Consider the following 19,470-nt stretch of genomic DNA (forward strand, 5'->3'; position numbering starts at 1 on the left):
CGCCGGGACGGCGGTTGTCGCCTCAGCGCTCGATCTGGCTGACGTCGCGCACCGCCCCGCGGGCGGCGTTGGTGGTCATGGCCGCGTAGGCGCGCAGGGCGGGGCTGACCTCGCGCTGGCGATCCTTGGGCGTCCAGGCGGCCTTGCCCCGCGCCAGCTCCGCCTCACGGCGGGCGGCCAGGACGTCGTCCGGAACCTCCAGCGTGATCCCCCGGGTCGGGATGTCGATCAGGATCGAGTCCCCAGTCTCCACCAGGGCGATCAGACCGCCCTCGCCGGCTTCGGGCGAGACGTGGCCGATCGACAGGCCCGAAGTGCCGCCCGAGAAGCGGCCGTCTGTGATCAGGGCGCAGGCCGCGCCCAGGCCTTTCGATTTCAGATAGGTGGTCGGGTACAGCATCTCCTGCATGCCCGGCCCGCCCTTGGGGCCTTCATAGCGGATCACCACCACCTCGCCGGCCTTGACCTGGCCGCCCAGGATGCCGCTGACCGCTGAGTCCTGGCTTTCAAAGACGCGCGCCGTGCCCCGGAAGGTCAGGATCGACTCGTCGACCCCGGCGGTCTTCACGATGCAGCCCTCAGGCGCGAGGTTGCCGAACAGCACGGCCAGGCCCCCGTCCTTGGAGAACGGGTGCTCGACCGAGCGGATGACGCCCTTCTCGCGGTCGAGGTCCAGCGCCTCCCAGCGGGCGGCCTGGCTGAAGGCCACCTGGGTCGGCTTGCCGCCCGGCGCGGCCTTGAAGAACTCGTGGGCGGTGGCGCTGTTGGTGCGGCCGATGTCCCAGCGGGCCAGGGCCTCGCCCAGGGTGGCGGCATGGACGGTGGGCTGGCTGGCGTCGATCAGGCCGCCGCGCTCCAGCTCGCCCAGGATGGCCATGACGCCGCCGGCGCGGTGGACGTCCTCCATGTGCACGTCGCTCTTGGCCGGCGCGACCTTGGAAAGGCACGGCACGCGGCGCGACAGCCGGTCGATATCAGCCATACTGAAGTCGATCCCGCCCTCATGCGCGGCGGCCAGGAGGTGCAGCACGGTGTTGGTCGAGCCGCCCATGGCGATGTCCAGGCTCATGGCGTTCTCGAACGCGGCTCGGGTGGCGATGCCGCGCGGCAGGGCCGTGGGGTCTTCCTGCTCGTACCAGCGCTGGCAGAGATCAACGACCAGACGGCCGGCTTCCTTGAACAGCGCCTCGCGGTCGGCGTGGGTGGCCAGAACCGAGCCGTTGCCGGGCAGCGACAGACCCAGGGCCTCGGTCAGGCAGTTCATCGAGTTGGCGGTGAACATGCCCGAGCACGAGCCGCAGGTCGGACAGGCGGCCTTCTCGATCGCCTCGACCTCTTCGTCGGAATAGCTGTCGTCGGCGGCCACGACCATGGCGTCGACAAGGTCCAGCGCCTTGATCTTGCCCTTCACCGTGACCTTGCCGGCCTCCATCGGCCCGCCCGAGACGAACACCACCGGGATGTTCAGGCGCATGGCGGCCATCAGCATGCCGGGCGTGATCTTGTCGCAGTTGGAGATGCAGACGATCGCGTCGGCGCAGTGGGCGTTGACCATGTACTCGACGCTGTCGGCGATCAGGTCGCGGCTGGGCAGCGAGTACAGCATCCCGCCATGGCCCATGGCGATGCCGTCGTCGACGGCGATGGTGTTGAACTCCTTGGCCACGCCCCCGGCCGCCTCGATCTCGCGGGCGACCAGCTGACCCAGGTCCTTCAGGTGGACGTGGCCGGGCACGAACTGGGTGAAGCTGTTGGCGATGGCGATGATCGGCTTGCCGAAGTCGCTGTCTTTCATGCCGGTGGCGCGCCAGAGGCCCCGGGCGCCGGCCATGTTGCGGCCGTGGGTGGAGGTGCGTGAGCGATAGGGAGGCATGGCGTGAGCTCGTCAGGAAGATCGTGGCGCGACCCTAAAGCCATTCAACACGCTGGCAAAATATATTAGTCATCGCGCATTAGGTCGCAGAAGATATGAAATGGACCCGCGCCAGTTCCGCCACTTCGTCGCCGTCGCCGAGACCCTGCATTTCGGCCGCGCGGCCGAGCGCCTGGGCATCACCCAGCCGCCGCTCAGCCAGTCGATCCTGGCGCTGGAGAAGAGCCTGGGCGCGCCGTTGTTCGCCCGGACCAAGCGGCATGTCGAGCTGACCCCGCTGGGCCAGCAATGGCTGCCGCACGTGCGCGAGGCTCTGGCGGCGCTCGACGCCCTGCCCGACACCGCCCGGCGGCTGCGCGACGGCCAGACCGGGCGACTGTCGCTGTCGTTCGTCAGCACCGCCGACTACAGCGTGCTGCCCGACCTCGTCCGGCGCTACGCCGAGGCGTTTCCGGGGGTCGAGATCCAGCTGATCGAGGCCACCAGCGACGTGCAGGTGCCGGCGGTGCTGGCTGGCGAGCGCCACGCCGGGATCATCATCCCACCGCCCAACCGCGCCCTGCCCGCAGCCCTGGCCTATCGGCGGCTGGTCTCCGAGCCGCTGGTGGCCGTCACGCCCGAGGCGTGGGCCGCCGAGGGGCCGCTGGACCTGGCCGCCCTGGCGGAGGTTCCACTGGTGCTGTTTCCCCGAAACGTGGCCCCGGCCTTCCACGACCTCGTCACCGGCTATGTGGCCGCGCGCGGGCAGCCGGTGCGGATCGTCCAGGAAGCGATCCAGATGCAGACCATCATCAGCCTGGTCTCGGCGGGCCTTGGCATGGCGCTGGCGCCGGCCTCGCTACGAAAACTGGCCCGCACGGGGGTTCGCTATGTCGACCTCGTCGATCCCCCGATCCTGGAGACCGGCCTCGTCTGGCGGCGCGACGAGGCCGCCCCGACGCTGCACGGCCTGCTGCGACTGACTGAGGTCGACGGGTCCGCCCTGGATTGACGCGGGCCAAGGCGCGTGGCTGGCTCGGGCAAAACAAGCTTAGGGAGCGTCCATGGCCAATCTGATCCTCAGCGTCGTCGGCAGCGATCGGCCGGGCCTCACCGAGGCCCTGGCCAAGGCCGTGCTGGCGGCCGGCGGCAACTGGCTGGAGAGCCATCTCAGCCAGCTGGGCGGCCTCTATGTCGGCTCGGTGCTGGTCGCGCTGGACGCCGGCTCGGTGGACTCCCTGCGCGCCGCCGTCGCCGAGGTCGACGCCCAGGGGCTGGAGGTCCGCATCGCGCCGGCCCTGGAGACCGCTCCTGCGGCGGGCGAGACCGTCGCCTTCAGCGTGGTCGGTCAGGACCGCCCCGGCATCGTCGCCCAGGTGACCACCGTCCTGAGCGGCCTGCACGCCAATATCGAGACCTTCGAGACCCGCCTCAGCGTCGAACCGCACTCCGGCGCGCCGCTGTTCCATCTGGACGCCCGCCTGCGCCTGCCGCCGACGCTCTCAGCCGCCGCCGTGCAGACGGCGCTGGAGGATATCTCGGGCGAGATCATGGTCGATGTCACGGTCGGCGGGGCCTGAACGCGCTCCTATCAAGCCGATAGACCTCAGCACAGGCCTCCGCATTACGACGAGTTCACTTTCGTCGCTACAAATGTAGCGCTACAGATGTAGCGAACCTAGGCTGCGGAGGCCGCCCCTTGATCGACGCCCTGCCCCGACGCGAACGCGAGGTCTTCGAGACCCTCTGCCGCCTGGAAAGCGGCGCCACCGCCGACGTCCGCGCCGCCCTTACCGACCCCTTGAGCGACTCCGCCGTCCGCACCCTGCTTGCTCGCTTGGAGAGCAAGGGCTTGGTCGAGCGCTCGTCCGGCGCCCACGGCGTCGTCTACCGCCCCGCCCAGGCTCCCGAGACCGTCGCGGTCGGAGCCCTGAGGCGCCTGATCGACACGTTCTTCGCCGGCTCGGCCGCCAGCGCCGCCAGCGCGCTTCTGGGCCTTGGCCAGAAGCTGACGCCGGAAGAAGCCGCCGCCCTTGAGGCGATGATCGACAAGGCCACCCAGGACGGGGAGGACAAGCGATGACCTGGACGCTGCTGATTTCGCTGCTGATCAAGTCCAGCCTGATCGCCGGCGTGGGCCTGGCCGCTTCGCGCCATCTGACGCAGCGCCCCATCGAACGGGTGGATATCCTGCGCGGAACCGTCTGCCTGCTGCTGGCCCTGCCGGTGATCATGAACGCCCTGCCGCCGATCGAGCTGGCCCTGCTGCCGCCGCTGACGCAGACGGCCGCCCTCGCCGCACCAGCGATCGCTCCCCTCGCCCCGCCGCCTTCGAACGCCGCATGGGCGACGCCGGGCGCGATCCTGGGCGGGGTCTGGCTGCTGGGGGCGGCGCTAATCGGCGGGCGGCTGGCGCTGGGCCTTCGCACCCTGACCCGTTGGACCCGGAAGGCTGATCCCGTGAGCTGCCCGGCTTGGCTGGCGCCGATCGAAGATCTGCCGCCGGCCGACCGGCCCAACCTCGCCTGCTCCGAGCGCGTGGCTGGTCCCTTGAGCTGGGGCGTTGCGCCGGGCGCGATCCTGATCGACCCGGCCACCCTGGCTGAGCGCCACACCGCTCCGGCGATCATGGCCCACGAGCTGGCGCATCTGCGCCGCCACGACTGGATCTTCCTGCTGATCTCCCGCGTCGTGCTGGCGATCTTCTGGTTCAACCCGCTGATCTGGCGCCTGCATGCGGCGCTGCGCCAGCGTTCGGAGGAAGCCGCAGACGCCGCCGCTCTGGGTTTCGTCGACCGCGCCCTCTACGCCCGCACCCTGGTGCGCCTGGCTTCCCATCCCACGCCGCTGCTCATGCCGGTCGCCTCGCTGCCCATGGCGGCTGACAGCCGGACCCTGAAATCGAGGATCGCCTGCATCATGACCGACACACCCGCTCGCCGCCGCCCCCTGACCGTCGCCCTTAGCATCGGCGCGCTGGCGCTGGTCGCCGCGCCGCTGGCCGCCTTCGCCGTCACCCGCCAGATCGCGCCGCCGGTCCCGCCCGTTCCGCCGGCTCCGGTCGCGAGCGCCCCGCTGTCGCCTGCGCCTCCCGCGCCGCCCGCCTTGGTCGCGCCGCTCGCGTCGGTCGCACCGGCCGCACCGCCCTCGCCCCCCGCGCCGCCGGCCCCGGACGCCGACGGCTATGACCTGATCCAGGCGCGGGCGCAGGCCGAATGGGCCAGGGCCCAGGCCGACGCGGTGCGCGTCAACGCCGAGGAAATCCGCCGCCAGGTCGAGGCTCATCGGGACGAGATCGAGGCCGCCGCGCGCGAGGCCCGAGCCCAGGCCCGTGTGTACGCCCAGCAAGCCCGGCTCTCGGCCGAGGAGGCTCGCCGGATCGGCGAGGAGGCGCGCAAGGCCGGCGAAATCGCCCGCGTCGCGGCCATGAAGCAAGCCCGCATCGACATGGCGAGGGGCGCCGACCAGATGCGCGCCGGAGCCCGCCAGATGCGCGAGGAGGCCCAACGCCTGCGCGACCCGGCCTACCGCGCCCAGCAGATCGCCGAGAACCGCGCGCGCGGCCAGACCGTGACCGACGAGGAGCTGAAGGCGCTGTGCCGTCGCCTGCCTGGAGAAGCCGACAACTTGGATCGCGAGGCCGACCGGCTGGCGCAACGGGCGCGGGAGGTGTCGTGAATGATCCTTCTCCCCTTGCGGGAGAAGGTGTCAGCAAAGCTGACGGATGAGGGGTCGAAAGGCCTTTCCGGATAGCGCAACGCAACCCCTCACCCGGCCCTTCGGGCCACCCTCTCCCGCAAGGGGAGAGGGATTTGGAGACCGCAAAACCGAAAACGCCCCGGTCCTGCGACCGGGGCGTTTCCTTTTGAACTGAGCCCGAACCCTTACGAGTCCAGGAAGCTGCGCAGCTTGCGCGACCGCGAGGGGTGCTTGAGCTTGCGCAGGGCTTTCGCCTCGATCTGACGGATACGCTCGCGGGTCACCGAGAACTGCTGGCCGACTTCTTCCAGCGTGTGGTCGGTGTTCATGCCGATGCCAAAGCGCATGCGCAGCACGCGCTCTTCACGCGGGGTCAGCGAGGCCAGCACGCGGGTGGTGGTTTCGCGCAGGTTGGACTGGATGGCCGCGTCGATCGGCAGGACGGCGTTCTTGTCCTCGATGAAGTCGCCCAGGTGGCTGTCTTCCTCGTCGCCGATCGGGGTTTCGAGGCTGATCGGCTCCTTGGCGATCTTCAGGACCTTGCGGACCTTTTCCAGCGGCATGGCCAGCTTTTCGGCCAGCTCTTCCGGGGTCGGCTCGCGGCCGATCTCGTGCAGCATCTGGCGGCTGGTGCGGACGATCTTGTTGATCGTCTCGATCATGTGCACCGGGATACGGATCGTGCGGGCCTGGTCGGCGATCGAGCGGGTGATCGCCTGACGGATCCACCAGGTGGCGTAGGTCGAGAACTTGTAGCCGCGGCGGTACTCGAACTTGTCCACCGCCTTCATGAGGCCGATGTTGCCCTCCTGGATCAGGTCCAGGAACTGCAGGCCGCGGTTGGTGTACTTCTTGGCGATCGAGATCACGAGGCGCAGGTTCGCCTCGACCATTTCCTTCTTGGCCTGACGGGCTTCGCGCTCGCCCTTCTGAACGGTCTGGACGATACGGCGATAGTCGTCGATCGGCACGCCGGTCTCGGTGGCCAGGGCGGCGATCTCCTGGCGGATGTCCTGCACCGACTGGCTGTCGTTCTCGACGAACTTGGTCCAGCGCACGCCCATGGCCTTGACCTGCTCGGTCCAGGTCGGGTTCAGCTCGGCGCCGAAATAGGCCTTGAGGAACTCGGCGCGGCTGATGCCGTAGCTGTCGGCCAGGCGCAGCAGGCGGCCTTCCAGGCCGATCAGGCGCTTGTTGATCGCATAGAGCTGCTCGACCAGCGCCTCGATGCGGTTGTTGTTCAGCTTCAGCGTCTTCAGGTGCTGGATGATCGTCGCCGACAGCTGCTCGTAGGCCTTGCGGTCGGCTTCCGACAGGTCCTCGCCCTTCAGGCGGCTGCCGACCAGCTTGTCCTGCAGCTTGCGGAAGGCTTCAAACTCGCTGGCGATGGCGTCCAGGATGGCCATCACGCCTTCGCGCAGCTCGCCTTCCATGGCGCTGACGGTCGGACCGGCGCCGTCGTCGAAGTCGTCCTCGTCCTCGCCCTCGGCGCCCTCGGCCTTGGCTTCGCCGGCTTCGTCGTCGACCGGCTCGGCCGGACCGTCATCGTCCTCGGCGGCCGGCTGGGCGGCGACGCCGTTGATGGCGGCGTAGGTGCCTTCCAGGTCGATCACTTCGCGCAGCAGGATGCGGCCGGTGCCCAGTTCCTCGCGCCACACCATGATGGCTTCGAAGGTCAGGGCCGACTCGCACAGGCCGCGGATCATCGTGTCGCGGCCGGCCTCGATGCGCTTGGCGATGGCGATTTCGCCCTCACGCGACAAGAGCTCCACCGAGCCCATTTCGCGCAGGTACATGCGGACCGGGTCGTCGGTGCGGTCATAGGCCGCCGGCTTGTCGCTGGCGATGACGGTCGTGTTCTCGTCACGGGTGGCGACCTCGCCGCCCTCGGCGTTCTCGGCGTCCTCCTCGGCCTCGACCACGTTGACGCCCATCTCGCTGAGCATGGCCAGCGTGTCTTCGATGGCGTCGGGGCTGACTTCCTCGGACGGCAGCACCTTGTTCAGCTCGTCCATCGTGACGTAGCCGCGGGCTTTCGCCTGCTTGATGAACTTTTTGACGCCGGCGTCGGTCAGATCGAGCAGGGGGCCGTCACCACCGGTGGTTTCGGGCGCTTCCGTCTCGGCCGAGGAATTGTTGCTCATTAAGCTCTCCGCAGTCGACGCGCCGCCCCCCGCGAGGCTCGCATCGAAAAAATCCTTGTCGAAATGGCTTGCCTGCCTGATCCGCGCCTTGATCAGCGCTTACCCAAGGATCACGTTCCCGTCAGACGGCTCACCTGCGCTCTGGTCCGCCATGTAGAAGCGCTCCGCGGGAAACCGGCGGAGGTTCAGGCGATGAGCACGGCGAGCTTTTCCCTGAACGGGTCGGCGACCGCTGGGGACCTGAGGCGGCGGCGAGGGTGACATCCTGTTTCGATAAGGGCGCGCGCTCCGGCGGCCCGAGTGATGTCAGTCAGCTGCGTGGCAAATCCTTGAGTCGGCATGTGGCTGTGGGTGACGCCGGAGTCAAGATGGGACATGGACGGTTTTGATTTTGTGGGCTTGTTGGCGAAGGTTGGGGAAGGCTCCAAGAACTCCCCCAAAACCCGACCTCCCCGGCGAATGCCGGGGCCCAGATTCATCCGGAGCGGTTGGGGTGGATGCGCCTGCGGCCTCAGCCAACCTGTTGAAGTCAGCGATCTCGATCTGGACCCCGGCATTCGCCGGGGAGGTCGGACTTCTTAATGCAGCACCTGGGAGACCAGCGCCGGGTCGGTCCAGCCGCCGCTTTCGATCAGGCGCTTGACCGCATCGCGCTCGGTCTTGAGCCGCAGCAGGGTCTGGAAGTCGCTCTCGTCGGCGAGGTCGGTCTTGGCGTCGTCGACGGCCCGCTCCAGGGCTGTGAGCCGTAGCAGCAGGTCGAAGGCCTGGGACCAAAGCCCCCGGATCGCCTCTTGCGGGCTCTGGGCCGCGCTCTGGGCGACATCGAGGGCCTTCACATGGGCCGCCGCGCGCTCCAGGGCCGCCAGCACGCCCTCGTCATAGCCCGCCGAGGCCAGCCGCCCCTTGAGCAGGCCGGTCTCGACATGGTCGGCCTCCAGCCGCAGGTTGACCAGCTCATGGGCGATGGCGTCCAGCCGCTCGTCGCCGAAGCCCTGGTTCATCAGCACCTCGATGCGGTCGTCGACCACCTTGGGATCGCGGATCGCGGCGATCAGCAGGGCCGCCGAGAACGGACGCGGCGCCTGGTGCAGGGCGGCGGCGGCCTGACGGCCTTCGGCGGTGGCGCCCTCCAGGCGCGGCTTGCCCCAGGGACGACGCGGGGCGTTGTCCCACCGCGCCCTGGCCATGGTACGGCCCGCGTCGCTGGCGTCGGCCTTGACGCGGCGCGCGGCGCGCATCTCGTCCAGCCGGTCGAGCAGCTCTTCCTTATAGGCGTGGGCCAGGTCCTTGTCGGCGATGGTCGCCGCCAGGGTGCGCAGGCGGACCTTGAGGTTGGTGCGCTGCTCGGGCGTGTCGAAGGGCTCAAGATCGCGCTCGCGCTCGAACAGGGCCTCGACGAAGGGCTTGGTGTCCGACAGCTGGGCCTTCAGCGCCGCCGGCCCCTGCTCGCGCAGCACGTCGTCGGGGTCCTTGCCGCCCACCGGCATCGAGAACAGGAACGAGCGGCCGGGCTTCAGCAGCGGCAGGGCGCGGTCAATCGCTCGGTCGGCGGCGCGCTTGCCGGCCTTGTCGCCGTCGAAGCACAGGGTCGGGGTCGGATGCAGGCGCCACAGCCCCTCCATCTGCTCCTCGGTCAGGGCCGTGCCCATCGCCGCCACAGCCGGCACGCCCGCGCGCTGGCAGGCGATGACGTCCATATAGCCCTCAACCACCACCATCGGCGGTTTCTCGCCGCCGCTCTGGCCGGCGTGGAGGATCTTGCGGGCCTCGAACAGGCCGTACAGCACCCGCCCCTTGTGGAAGAGGCTGGTCTCCGGGCCGTTCAGATACTTGGCCCGCGCCTGCGGATCCATCGCCCGGCCGCCGAACGAGACGACCTTTCCCCGGCTGTCGGTGATCGGGAAGATGATCCGGTCGCGGAAGCGGTCATAGGGCTGACCGCCGTCCTCGGGCGAGATCAGTACGCCGGCGTCCACCAGATCGCCCGGCTTGGCGCCCTTGGCGATCAGATAGTCCTTCAGGCCCGTGCGGTTGTTGGGCGCAAAGCCGATGCGGAAGCGGCTCCACTCGCTCTCGGGCAGGCCGCGCTTTTCCAGATAGGCGCGAGCGGCTTGGCCGACGGGGCGACGCAGCTCGCTCTCGAACCAGGCGGCGGCCAGCTCCATCCAGTCGCCTAGCGACGAACGCTTCTGCTCCTCGCGCGCGACGCGGGGGTCGACCTCGGGCAGGCTCATGCCCGCCTCGGCCGCCAGCCGCTCGACGGCCTCGGCGAAGGTCAGCCGCTCGGTTTCCTGCAGGAAGCTGATGATGTCGCCGTGCTTGCCGCTGGAGAAGCAGTGGTAGAAGCCCTTCTCGTCGTTGACGAAGAACGACGGGCTCTTTTCCTTGGTGAACGGCGACAGCCCCGCATATTCGCGCCCTTGCCGCCGCAGCTTCACCGTCTTGCCGACGACGTCGGACGGGCGAAGGCGGGACTTCAGTTCTTCGAGGAAGCGGTCGTCGAAACGCATTGCGGTGGGCGAAACTTCGCGGACTTGAACCCGGCACCTTATCTGGCGAGCCGTCTCGCCAGAACCGGACGTGGGCGGCCGTCCAGCCCATAGCGCGAGTCCCCCACAGGTTACTCACAGATTAACCCGCCCAGAACCCAGCGTGCATCAATCCTCCCCCCCCCAGCGGGGAGGAAGACCGGCGAACGCCGGTGAAGGGGAAGGTTGCGGCGCGGCGTTTAGTGCCCTCACACCGTTATCCGGCGTAGTCCGTTGCGCCGGAGTGCAACAGCCTTCCTGGCGCTCCTCGCCCAGCTAAAACTTTGGCGATTTCAGCGGCTAAAATAAATCCCAGATTGTGCAATCATAGGTAATTGTCAATCGCTGGATGCCCAAAATGCCTTTCGAGCCGATCCTCCCGCTGCCCTTCGACCAAACTGGCGTGATCCCGGTGACTACGAACTCGACAACTGGGGACAATGAAGTTGACCCCATTGTGATCACGCCCGGTGGTGGCGGCTATGAGCATCCGGATCCGCCTCCTGGCAACGGCGGCGGCGGCGGCGGTACTGGCGGCGATGGTGGCGGCGGATCGAGTGGTTCCGGGCACCCCATCAACTGGAACTTCGCGCTCGACCAGAAAATCGACGCGTTGGCGAAGAAGATCAATACAGACATACAATCTAAACCCGACAAGGAATACTATGAGTATGGCGCGTATATTTACCTCGACGCACAAGGTAACATTTAACAATCGCAACTGATCCGAGGGACCAATTTCGGTGTCACAGGGATGTCGGGTAGCCCGAGTGATTTTGGCTTCTCAAGCTGGAGCCAGGTCGTCGGCATGGTTCACAGCCACCCGACTTATGCCGACACCCCGAACGGCTTCATCAGGGTCACACCGGAGTCGCACTATGAACGCCCGAGCCCTGGCCTTGCCGGCTCCACGAACAGTGGTGACTGGCTGCTTCCCGACTTCCTCATTGACAACGGCGCAAACGCGACTGACTTTCGTCAATATATTTCGTATGATGGAAACGTCTATGAGTACGATTGTTAGAATAATAGTAACCGCTCACTGAGCAACGTTGATCGCTCTGTACAGTCGACACTTGCAAAAAACTGAAGAATAGGTGAGATTTTTCGATGATTTCTGCGGTCGCATCGAGCCTGCTCCTGGCGTCTTCGACAATTGTGCCTAAGCTGGCTCCGCCTCTCATCGAGTACGCGCCCCCAGAAACGGCATCTGTGCACGGTTCGTACATGTGTGCATCGAAGCGTGTTTCGATCCAAATCCGCGCGCAGAACGGCTCAGTTCAGGTCGTTTCCTATAAGGGAAGTGCAGGGACAGCGACTGCAGGCCAGCTTAAGCAATGGAACCAGGCCCTCGTCCGCTTCAGTTCGATGACGGGCTTGGAATTCCTTTGCCAAGACGGGCAAAACGAGCTCGTCCGCATCACCGGGATCCCACGGGATCCCGGTGACAAACGGACTTTGCAGAATGTCTTCTGGTCGGGCGGACGCTTCGGGGTTTTCTGATCCTCGCCTAAGCGAAGCTCGAATGCCGCACCGCATGCATCTCCTCAGCGTGGGACTTGACGTAGTCGAGCCCGTCGAAAAGCACGCGCTGAACTAAGGTTGATTACGGTGGAAGTAAGGTGACGGAATTACGCGAATTAATGCGGGGAATTACGGTGATGGTACGCTGATTTTTCAGCCTCGGAATTGAACACGCTGTCACCGAGTTTCTAGCATCGAGACTCCCAGTCGCTTCGCGACAGCTCCTTCGCATCGCGGGGGAGCAGATTATTCCAGTTACGCCAAAGACGCTTCGTTTCGCCCCCGAAACGAACGGCGGATATTCCGTGCTCGGAGGCCAACTCGGCCTCGACAAGCCGCGGATAAGGCCACAAACATCCCGGCTTCTTATCGCGGGGAGCATGCCCGCGCGCCGTCCTGGGGTGTTTCGTGAAAGCGCTGTTCTTCTCGGTCTCCGTCCTGTCTCTGGCCGCCACGGCCGCTCTGGCCCAGACGCCGACGCCGGCCCCATCGCAGCCGATGCCGGAGTCGGCCGCGCCGACGGCGCCAATCCCCGCCCCGCAGGACATTCCCTACGCCGGCACGCTGAAGCTGGCGGTCGACGCCACCGACCTCGATCGCAAGATCTGGACCGTCACCACGACCATCCCGGTCAGCAAGGCCGGAGCCTTCACCTTCCTCTATCCGCAGTGGGTTCCGGGCGGCCACTCGCCGCGCAACGATCTGGACAAGCTGGCCGGCCTGGTGGTCACCGCCAATGGCAAGCGCATCCCCTGGAAGCGCGACGTCGTCAGCGTCCACGCCTTCCATGTCGACGGGCCCGCCGACGCGACCGAGATCGAGGTCAGCTACCAGTTCCTGACCGCCGTCGAGGGCCGGATCGGCCGCATCGAGGTCACTCGCGAGATGCTGAACCTGCAGTGGCTGCAGGTCGCGCTCTATCCGGCCGGCTACTACACCCGCCAGATTCCGGTCGAGGCCAGCGTCAAGCTGCCCGAAGGCTGGAAACTGGCCACCGCCCTGGAGACCGCAAAGGTCGAGGGTCAGGTCACCACCTTCAAGCCGACCACGGTCGAGACCCTGGTCGACTCGCCCATCTTCGCCGGGAAGTACTTCAAGTCGATCGACCTGGATCCCACCGGCCCGGCCCCCGTGCGCCTGAACCTGGTGGCCGACAGCCCCGAGCTGCTGGAGGCCAAGCCCGAGCACATCCAGGTTCACAAGGACCTCGTGCAGCAGGCCTACAAGCTGTTCGGCTCGCATCACTACGATCACTATGACTTCCTGGTCGCCCTGTCGGACCGCCTGGGCGGCATCGGCCTGGAGCACCACCGCAGCTCCGAAAACCGGGTGACGCCCAAGTACTTCACCGACTGGGACAAGAGCTTCGTCGGCCGCGACCTGCTGCCCCACGAGTTCACCCACTCGTGGAACGGCAAGTTCCGCCGCGCCGCCGACATCTGGACCCCCAATCTGAACGTGCCGATGCGCGACAGCCTGATGTGGGTCTATGAGGGCCAGACCCAGTACTGGGGCTATGTCCTGTCGGCGCGCGCGGGCTTCCTGACCAAGCAGCAGACCCTGGACGCAATCGCCGCCACCGCCGCGACCTATGACAACCGTCGCGGCCGCGACTGGCGCCCGGTGCAGGACACCACCAACGACCCGATCATCGCCCAGCGCCGTCCGCTGTCGTGGCTGTCTTGGCAGCGCAGCGAGGACTACTATTCCGAAGGCCAGCTGGTCTGGCTCGACGCCGACACCCTCATCCGCGAGAAGACCGGCGGCAAGAAGTCGCTGGACGACTTCGCCAAGGCCTTCTTCGGCGTCGACAACGGCTCGTACGTGCCGCGCACCTATGTGTTCGAGGACGTGGTCGCGGCCCTGAACGGCGTCGTGGCTCATGACTGGGCGACGTTCCTGAAGTCGCGCATCGAAGAGGTCCAGCCAGAGGCGCCGCTCGATGGTCTGGCGCGCGGCGGCTACAAGCTGGTCTACGCCGAGACCCCGACCGAGTTCATGAAGGCCGCCGAGACCCGCTCGCGCGGCACGGCCCTGACCTATTCTCTGGGTCTGAGCCTGGGTTCTGACGGCGTGATCTCCGACGTCCAGTGGGGCGGCCCGGCGTTCAAGGCCGGCCTGACCCAGGGCCTGACGGTCTTGGCGGTGAATGGCGAGCAGCTGGACGGCGACAAGCTCAAGGCCGCGGTCAAGGCGGCCGCCAAGCCCGAGAACCCGCTGGTCGAGCTGCTGATCAAGGACGGCTCGCGCTATCGGATGGTCACGATCGACTACCGGGGTGGGCTGCGTTACCCGCGCCTGGAGCGGATCGCCGGGGCGCCGGATCGCCTGGGCGACATCCTGGCGCCCCGCAAGTAGGGCGCTGAACTGCGACTCGTTCGCGGGCTGCGACGATTTGCAGAAGGGCGGAAGGGCGGCATTTGCGTCATCTTTCCGCCTGTTCGATCCCTCTGAACGCGTACCAAGAAAGGGCCCGCCTCCTCCCAGGCGGGTCCTTTTTTACTTTCCAGACTTCGCGGGCGATCGACTGGGGTTACAAGGCCTGTCCAGGCTCGGCCCGAGACGACATGACGGACATTCCCGAACTCCAGCGCGTAACCACCGAGTATGTCGCGGTCGAGGACCGCATCCGCATCAGCGGCGAAGCCGCCGACGGCGCGACCATCGTCCTGTGGCTCACCCAGCGCCTGCTCAACCTGCTGGCGCCGCGCCTGACCGGCGGCCTGGAGCGTCCGGACTCGGCCAGCGACGCCTTGCTGCAAGGCTTCGCCCAGCAGGCGGCTGAAGCGTCGCTGTCGCCGCAACCGGCCGTAGAGGCCACCGCGCCCGCCGCCAGCTGGCGTGTAGACTCGGTGGACATCCTGTCCGGTCCGGACGGCGTGGCCCTGACCTTCCGCTCGGATGAGGGGCTTGCGGCGCGCCTGACGCTGGCCACCGAGCCCCTCCGCCAATGGCTGGGCATCCTGCGCCGGCAGTATCAGGCGGCGAGCTGGACCGACCGCGTCTGGCCGGACTGGATGGAGGACGCCGCCCATCCCGCGACGGGACCGGCTACGACGCCCCTCCACTGACGCGCGCCTCCCGGCCACCGCGTTGACCCTGGACGGAGCGCAAGGGAACGATAGGTTTACGCCCTGGATCGTCCCAGCTTGTTGAGTTCCAAGGATCGCCATGTCCCAACCTGACCGTCGCCAGATCCTGATGGGAGCGGCCGCGACCGCCCTGACCGCCGGGCTCGCCTCCGCCGCCCAGGCCGCGACGCCGAAGGACCAGCTCTATGCGCTGTTCGACGCCTTCTTCGACGAGGACCTGAGCCAGAGCCCCGAACAGGCCACCAGCCTGGGCCTCGACACCGGCGGGCGCGCCGACGCGCGTAGCAGGCTCTCGGACCGCTCGGTCGCCGCCTGGAAGCGCGACCGCGCCGAACCCGCGGAGCGGATCGCCCGCCTGAAGACGATCGACCGCAAGGCGCTGACCGGCGACGACGCGATCAACTACGACACCGCCCTCTTCAACTACGAGGCCCGCAACGGAACCGCGCCCTTCGAGTTCGGCGACGGCGCGCGTCCCTTCGTGCTGACCCAGTACTATGGGTCCTACATCTCGACGCCGAGCTTCCTGGACGGCCGCCACAAGATCGAGTCGGCCGCCGACGCCGACGCCTATCTGGCCCGCATGAAGGCTTTCGCCGTCGTGCTGGACCAGGAGACCGAGCGCGCCCGCGCCGACGCGGCCAAGGGCGTCATCCCGGCCGACTTCATGGTCGACAAGGCCATCGCCCAGCTGCAGCAGTTCCGCGCCCTGCCGCCTGAGAAGAACGTGCTGGTCGCCTCCGCCGCTCGCCGCGCCAGGGCCTATGGTGACTATGACGCCAAGGCCGCCGCCATCCTGAGCAGCGAGATCCACCCGGCCCTGGACCGCCAGATCGCCGCCCTGCAGGCGATGCGCGCCAAGGCGGTGCACGACGCCGGGATCGGTCGCCTGAAGGACGGCGACGCCTTCTACGCCGCGCTGCTCAAGATCTACACCACCACCAACAAGACCGCCGAGGAGGTCCATCGCCTGGGCCTGGAGGAAGGCGCCGAGATCCAGGCGCGGATGGACGAGATCCTCAAGAAGCGCGGCCTCACCCAAGGCACGGTGGGCCAGCGGATGGCCAGCCTGAACACCATGCCGGGACAGGTCTTCGCCAACACCGACGAGGGCCGGGCCGAACTGCTGGCCTACTGCACCGAGCGACTGGCCAAGCTGCAGCCGCTGTTGCCGCAGTGGTTCGGCGTGATGCCCAAGACCCCGGTCGTGGTGCGCCGCGTACCGTCTTACACCGAGGCCGGCTCGTCGGGCGCCTACTATGAGCGGCCGGCGCTGGACGGCTCGCGGCCGGGCGCGGTCTATATCAATCTGCGCGACACGGCCGAGCGCCCGCGCTGGTCGCTGGCCACGCTGATGCACCACGAGGGCGCGCCCGGACACCACTTCCAGCTCGCGCTGGTCGCCGAGAGCAACCTGCCCAAGCTGCGTCAGAACATGAACTTCTCGGCCAATACCGAGGGTTGGGCGCTCTACGCGGAACAGGTCGCCATGGAGATGGGAATCTATGACGATGGCGACGATCTGGGCCTTCTGGGCATGTACCAGGCCCGCCTGTTCCGCGCCTCGCGCTGCGTGGTCGACACCGGCATCCACGCCAAGGGCTGGAGCCGCGAAAAGGCCATCGCCTACATGATCGAGACCGGCGGCGACCCGGAGGTGCGGGTCTCTCGCGAGGTCGAACGCTACTGCGCCAATCCCGGCCAGGCCTGCTCGTACAAGGTCGGCCACACGGTCTGGGCGGCCCTGCGCGAGCGCACCAAAGCGCGCCTGGGGAGCAAGTTCGACATCAAGCGCTTCCACGACACGGCGCTTCTGGTCGGCCCGGCGCCGCTGACGGTGCTGGAGGGCGTCATGGACCGCTGGCAGGGGTGAAGCTGCGCCCAGGCGCGTCCTTCGAGGCTCGCCTTCGGCTCGCACCTCGGGATGAGGAAGGCCTGTGCTGAAGCCCTTATCCCGAGGTGCGCGCTCTTGAGCGCGCCTCGAAGGACGCAGGAACGCCTCCTCCGTCTCGCAGCGCCGTAACGGAGGGGGCAGTCTGGCGATAAGAAATGAGACCGGTACCATTTCTGGCTTGAGTGGTCTGACAAGTGCCCCCATAGTGCGCGCCAACAACGGCGATTGAGAGCCGTTAGCGTCTTGCTCAGCCTCGGGGAAACGACCGGATGACCACCACCCTCACCCGCCGCCTGTTCGGCGCGAGCCTCGCGGCCCTGTCGGCCGCCGCCCTGCCCGGCCTGGCGCAAGCCGCCGGCCAAGCCTCCAAGACCTCGGGCGGCAAGCCGCTCTACAAGGATCCGGCCCAGCCGGTCGACGCGCGTGTGCAGGATCTGCTGTCGCGCATGACGATCGAGGAGAAGGCCGCCCAGCTGATCGGCATCTGGCTGACCAAGGCCAAGATCCAGACGCCCGAAGGCGAGTTCTCGCCCGAGGAAGCCAGCAAGAACTTCCCGCACGGCCTGGGCCAGGTGTCGCGCCCGACCGACCGCCGGGGCCTGAAGCCCGCCACCGTGGTGGGCGCCGCCGCCGGCGCCGAGGACGGCTCCATCGGCCGCAACGCCAAGGAAACCGCCAAGTATGTCAACGCCGCCCAGAAGTGGGCGATGGAAAAGACGCGCCTGGGCATCCCGATGCTGATGCACGACGAAGCGCTGCACGGCTATGTCGCGCGTGACGCCACCAGCTTCCCGCAGTCGATCGCCCTGGCCTCGACCTTCGATCCGGAGCTGACCGAGAAGATCTTCTCGGTCGCCGCCCGCGAGATGCGCGCCCGCGGCGCGAACATGGCGCTGGCGCCGGTGGTCGACGTGGCCCGCGACCCGCGCTGGGGCCGGATCGAGGAGACCTACGGCGAAGACCCGCACCTGTGCGCCGAGATCGGCCTGGCCGCCATCCGCGGCTTCCAGGGCGCGACCCTGCCGCTGGCCAAGGACAAGGTGTTCGTCACCCTCAAGCACATGACCGGCCATGGCCAGCCCGAGAACGGCACCAATGTCGGCCCCGCTCAGATCGCCGAGCGCACCCTGCGCGAGAACTTCTTCCCGCCGTTCGAACGCGCGGTGAAGGAACTGCCGGTGCGGTCGGTGATGCCGTCGTACAACGAGATCGACGGCGTGCCCTCGCACGCCAACCGCTGGCTGCTGACCAAGATCCTGCGTGAGGAGTGGGGCTACAAGGGCTCGGTCCAGAGCGACTACTTCGCCATCAAGGAAATGATCAGCCGCCACAAGCTGACCAATGACCTGGGCGAGACGGCCGTGCGCGCCCTGCACGCGGGCGTCGATGTCGAGCTGCCCGACGGCGAGGCCTACGCCCTGATCCCCGAGCTGGTGAAGGCCGGGCGCATCCCGCAGTTCGAGGTCGACGCCGCCGTCGCCCGGGTGCTGGAGATGAAGTTCCAGGCGGGCCTCTTCGAGAACCCCTACTGCGACGAGAAGACCGCCGACGCCAAGACCGCCACGCCGGACGCCGTCGCCCTGGCCCGCGAGGCCGCCCGCAAGGCCGTGGTCCTGCTCAAGAACGACAAGGGCGTGCTGCCGCTGGACGGCAAGAAGATCAAGCGCATGGCGCTGCTTGGCACGCACGCCAAGGACACGCCGATCGGCGGCTACTCCGACGTGCCGCGCCACGTGGTCTCGATCCTCGAAGGCCTGACCGCCGAGGCCAAGGCCCAAGGCTTCGCGCTCGACTACGCCGAGGCCGTCCGGATCACCGAACAGCGGGTCTGGGCGCAGGACGCGGTCAACTTCACCGACCCGGCCGTCAACGCCAAGCTGATCGCCGAAGCCGTCGAGGTCGCCAAGAAGGCCGATGTCGTGGTCATGGTGCTGGGCGACAACGAGCAGACCAGCCGCGAAGCCTGGGCCGACAACCACCTGGGCGACCGTGACAGCCTGGACCTGATGGGCCAGCAGAACGACCTGGCCAAGGCGATCTTCGACCTCGGCAAGCCCACGGTCGTGTTCCTGCTGAACGGCCGCCCGCTGTCGATCAACCTGCTGCAGCAACGCGCTGACGCCATCATCGAAGGCTGGTACCTGGGCCAGGAGACCGGCAACGCCGCCGCCGACGTGCTGTTCGGCCGCGCCAATCCGGGCGGCAAGCTGCCGGTCAGCATCGCCCGCGATGTCGGCCAGCTGCCGGTCTACTACAACCGCAAGCCCACAGCCCGCCGCGGCTATCTGGACGGCGAGACCACCCCGCTCTACCCGTTCGGCTTTGGCCTGTCGTACACCACCTTCGACATCTCGGCCCCGCGCCTGGCCAAGGCCAGGATCGGCCAGGGCGAGACCGTCAAGGTCGAGGTTGACGTCACCAACACCGGCAAGGTGGCCGGCGACGAGGTGGTCCAGCTCTACGTCCATGACGAGGCGGCCACGGTCACCCGTCCGGTGCTGGAGCTGAAGCACTTCAAGCGCGTCACCCTGGCCCCCGGCGCCAAGACCACGGTCACCTTCGAGATCAAGCCCTCGGACCTCTGGATGTGGAACCTGGACATGCAGCGCGTCGTCGAGCCCGGCGACTTCTCGATCCTGGTGGGTCCGAACTCCGTGGACCTGAAGAAGACGACGTTGACGGTCGCTTAAGCGCCGTCGATGCGTTCAAAAATCCGGTTTCCCCGGCGAATGCCGGG

The 19,470-nt window shown here is 67.6% G+C and carries 12 protein-coding genes; 9 read left to right on the plus strand and 3 right to left on the minus strand.

What is annotated here, in order from left to right; genetic code table 11:
• Positions 1–22 precede the first annotated feature (22 nt).
• Entirely contained in the window at positions 23–1,873 is a 1,851-nt protein-coding gene (ilvD, locus tag J2X45_RS16505; protein WP_310216892.1) for a dihydroxy-acid dehydratase, read from the minus strand.
• A 100-nt stretch (positions 1,874–1,973) separates the two neighbouring features.
• Here ilvD and J2X45_RS16510 point away from each other — a divergent pair, with 100 nt between their 5' ends.
• From J2X45_RS16510 to J2X45_RS16525, 4 genes are all read left to right on the plus strand, one after another.
• On the plus strand, positions 1,974–2,864 hold the full coding sequence (locus J2X45_RS16510) for a LysR substrate-binding domain-containing protein (protein WP_310216894.1): 891 nt from the start codon (positions 1,974–1,976) through the stop codon (positions 2,862–2,864).
• 52 nt (positions 2,865–2,916) lie between these two features.
• Complete coding sequence (locus J2X45_RS16515) at positions 2,917–3,432, plus strand: glycine cleavage system protein R (RefSeq protein ID WP_310216896.1); 516 nt, start codon at positions 2,917–2,919, stop codon at positions 3,430–3,432.
• A 119-nt stretch (positions 3,433–3,551) separates the two neighbouring features.
• Positions 3,552–3,935: a BlaI/MecI/CopY family transcriptional regulator gene (locus tag J2X45_RS16520; RefSeq protein ID WP_310216899.1), complete on the plus strand. Its 384-nt coding sequence runs from the start codon at positions 3,552–3,554 to the stop codon at positions 3,933–3,935.
• Positions 3,932–5,530: a M56 family metallopeptidase gene (locus J2X45_RS16525; RefSeq protein ID WP_310216902.1), complete on the plus strand. Its 1,599-nt coding sequence runs from the start codon at positions 3,932–3,934 to the stop codon at positions 5,528–5,530. The genes J2X45_RS16520 and J2X45_RS16525 overlap by 4 nt, the downstream gene beginning before the upstream one ends.
• A 206-nt stretch (positions 5,531–5,736) precedes the next feature.
• Here J2X45_RS16525 and rpoD read toward each other — a convergent pair whose 3' ends face one another.
• Together rpoD and dnaG are read right to left on the minus strand one after the other, a co-directional pair.
• Positions 5,737–7,695, minus strand: a complete 1,959-nt coding sequence (gene rpoD / locus J2X45_RS16530) for an RNA polymerase sigma factor RpoD (protein ID WP_310216905.1) — start codon at positions 7,693–7,695, stop codon at positions 5,737–5,739.
• A gap of 578 nt (positions 7,696–8,273) precedes the next feature.
• A complete protein-coding gene (gene dnaG / locus J2X45_RS16535) occupies positions 8,274–10,205 on the minus strand; it encodes a DNA primase (RefSeq protein ID WP_310216909.1) in 1,932 nt (643 codons plus the stop codon).
• Positions 10,206–10,581: 376 nt separating this feature from the next.
• Between dnaG and J2X45_RS16540 the strand changes: the two genes are divergently transcribed.
• The 5 genes from J2X45_RS16540 (at position 10,582) to J2X45_RS16560 (ending at position 19,423) form a co-directional block, all read left to right on the plus strand.
• Positions 10,582–10,935, plus strand: coding sequence for a hypothetical protein (locus J2X45_RS16540; protein ID WP_310216911.1), 354 nt, complete (start codon positions 10,582–10,584; stop codon positions 10,933–10,935).
• A gap of 1,208 nt (positions 10,936–12,143) precedes the next feature.
• Positions 12,144–14,105, plus strand: a complete 1,962-nt coding sequence (locus tag J2X45_RS16545) for a peptidase M61 (RefSeq protein WP_310217312.1) — start codon at positions 12,144–12,146, stop codon at positions 14,103–14,105.
• Positions 14,106–14,314: 209 nt separating this feature from the next.
• Positions 14,315–14,818 (plus strand): hypothetical protein, encoded by a 504-nt coding sequence (locus J2X45_RS16550; protein WP_310216914.1) that lies wholly within the window; start codon positions 14,315–14,317, stop codon positions 14,816–14,818.
• A 100-nt stretch (positions 14,819–14,918) separates the two neighbouring features.
• Complete coding sequence (locus J2X45_RS16555; RefSeq protein WP_310216916.1) at positions 14,919–16,712, plus strand: DUF885 family protein; 1,794 nt, start codon at positions 14,919–14,921, stop codon at positions 16,710–16,712.
• A gap of 290 nt (positions 16,713–17,002) precedes the next feature.
• Positions 17,003–19,423 carry a glycoside hydrolase family 3 N-terminal domain-containing protein gene (locus tag J2X45_RS16560; protein WP_310216919.1) on the plus strand — a complete coding sequence of 807 codons (2,421 nt, stop codon included), beginning with the start codon at positions 17,003–17,005 and terminating at the stop codon, positions 19,421–19,423.
• Positions 19,424–19,470 lie beyond the last annotated feature (47 nt).

This window comes from Caulobacter sp. BE264 (assembly GCF_031457805.1).
Taxonomy (GTDB): domain Bacteria; phylum Pseudomonadota; class Alphaproteobacteria; order Caulobacterales; family Caulobacteraceae; genus Caulobacter.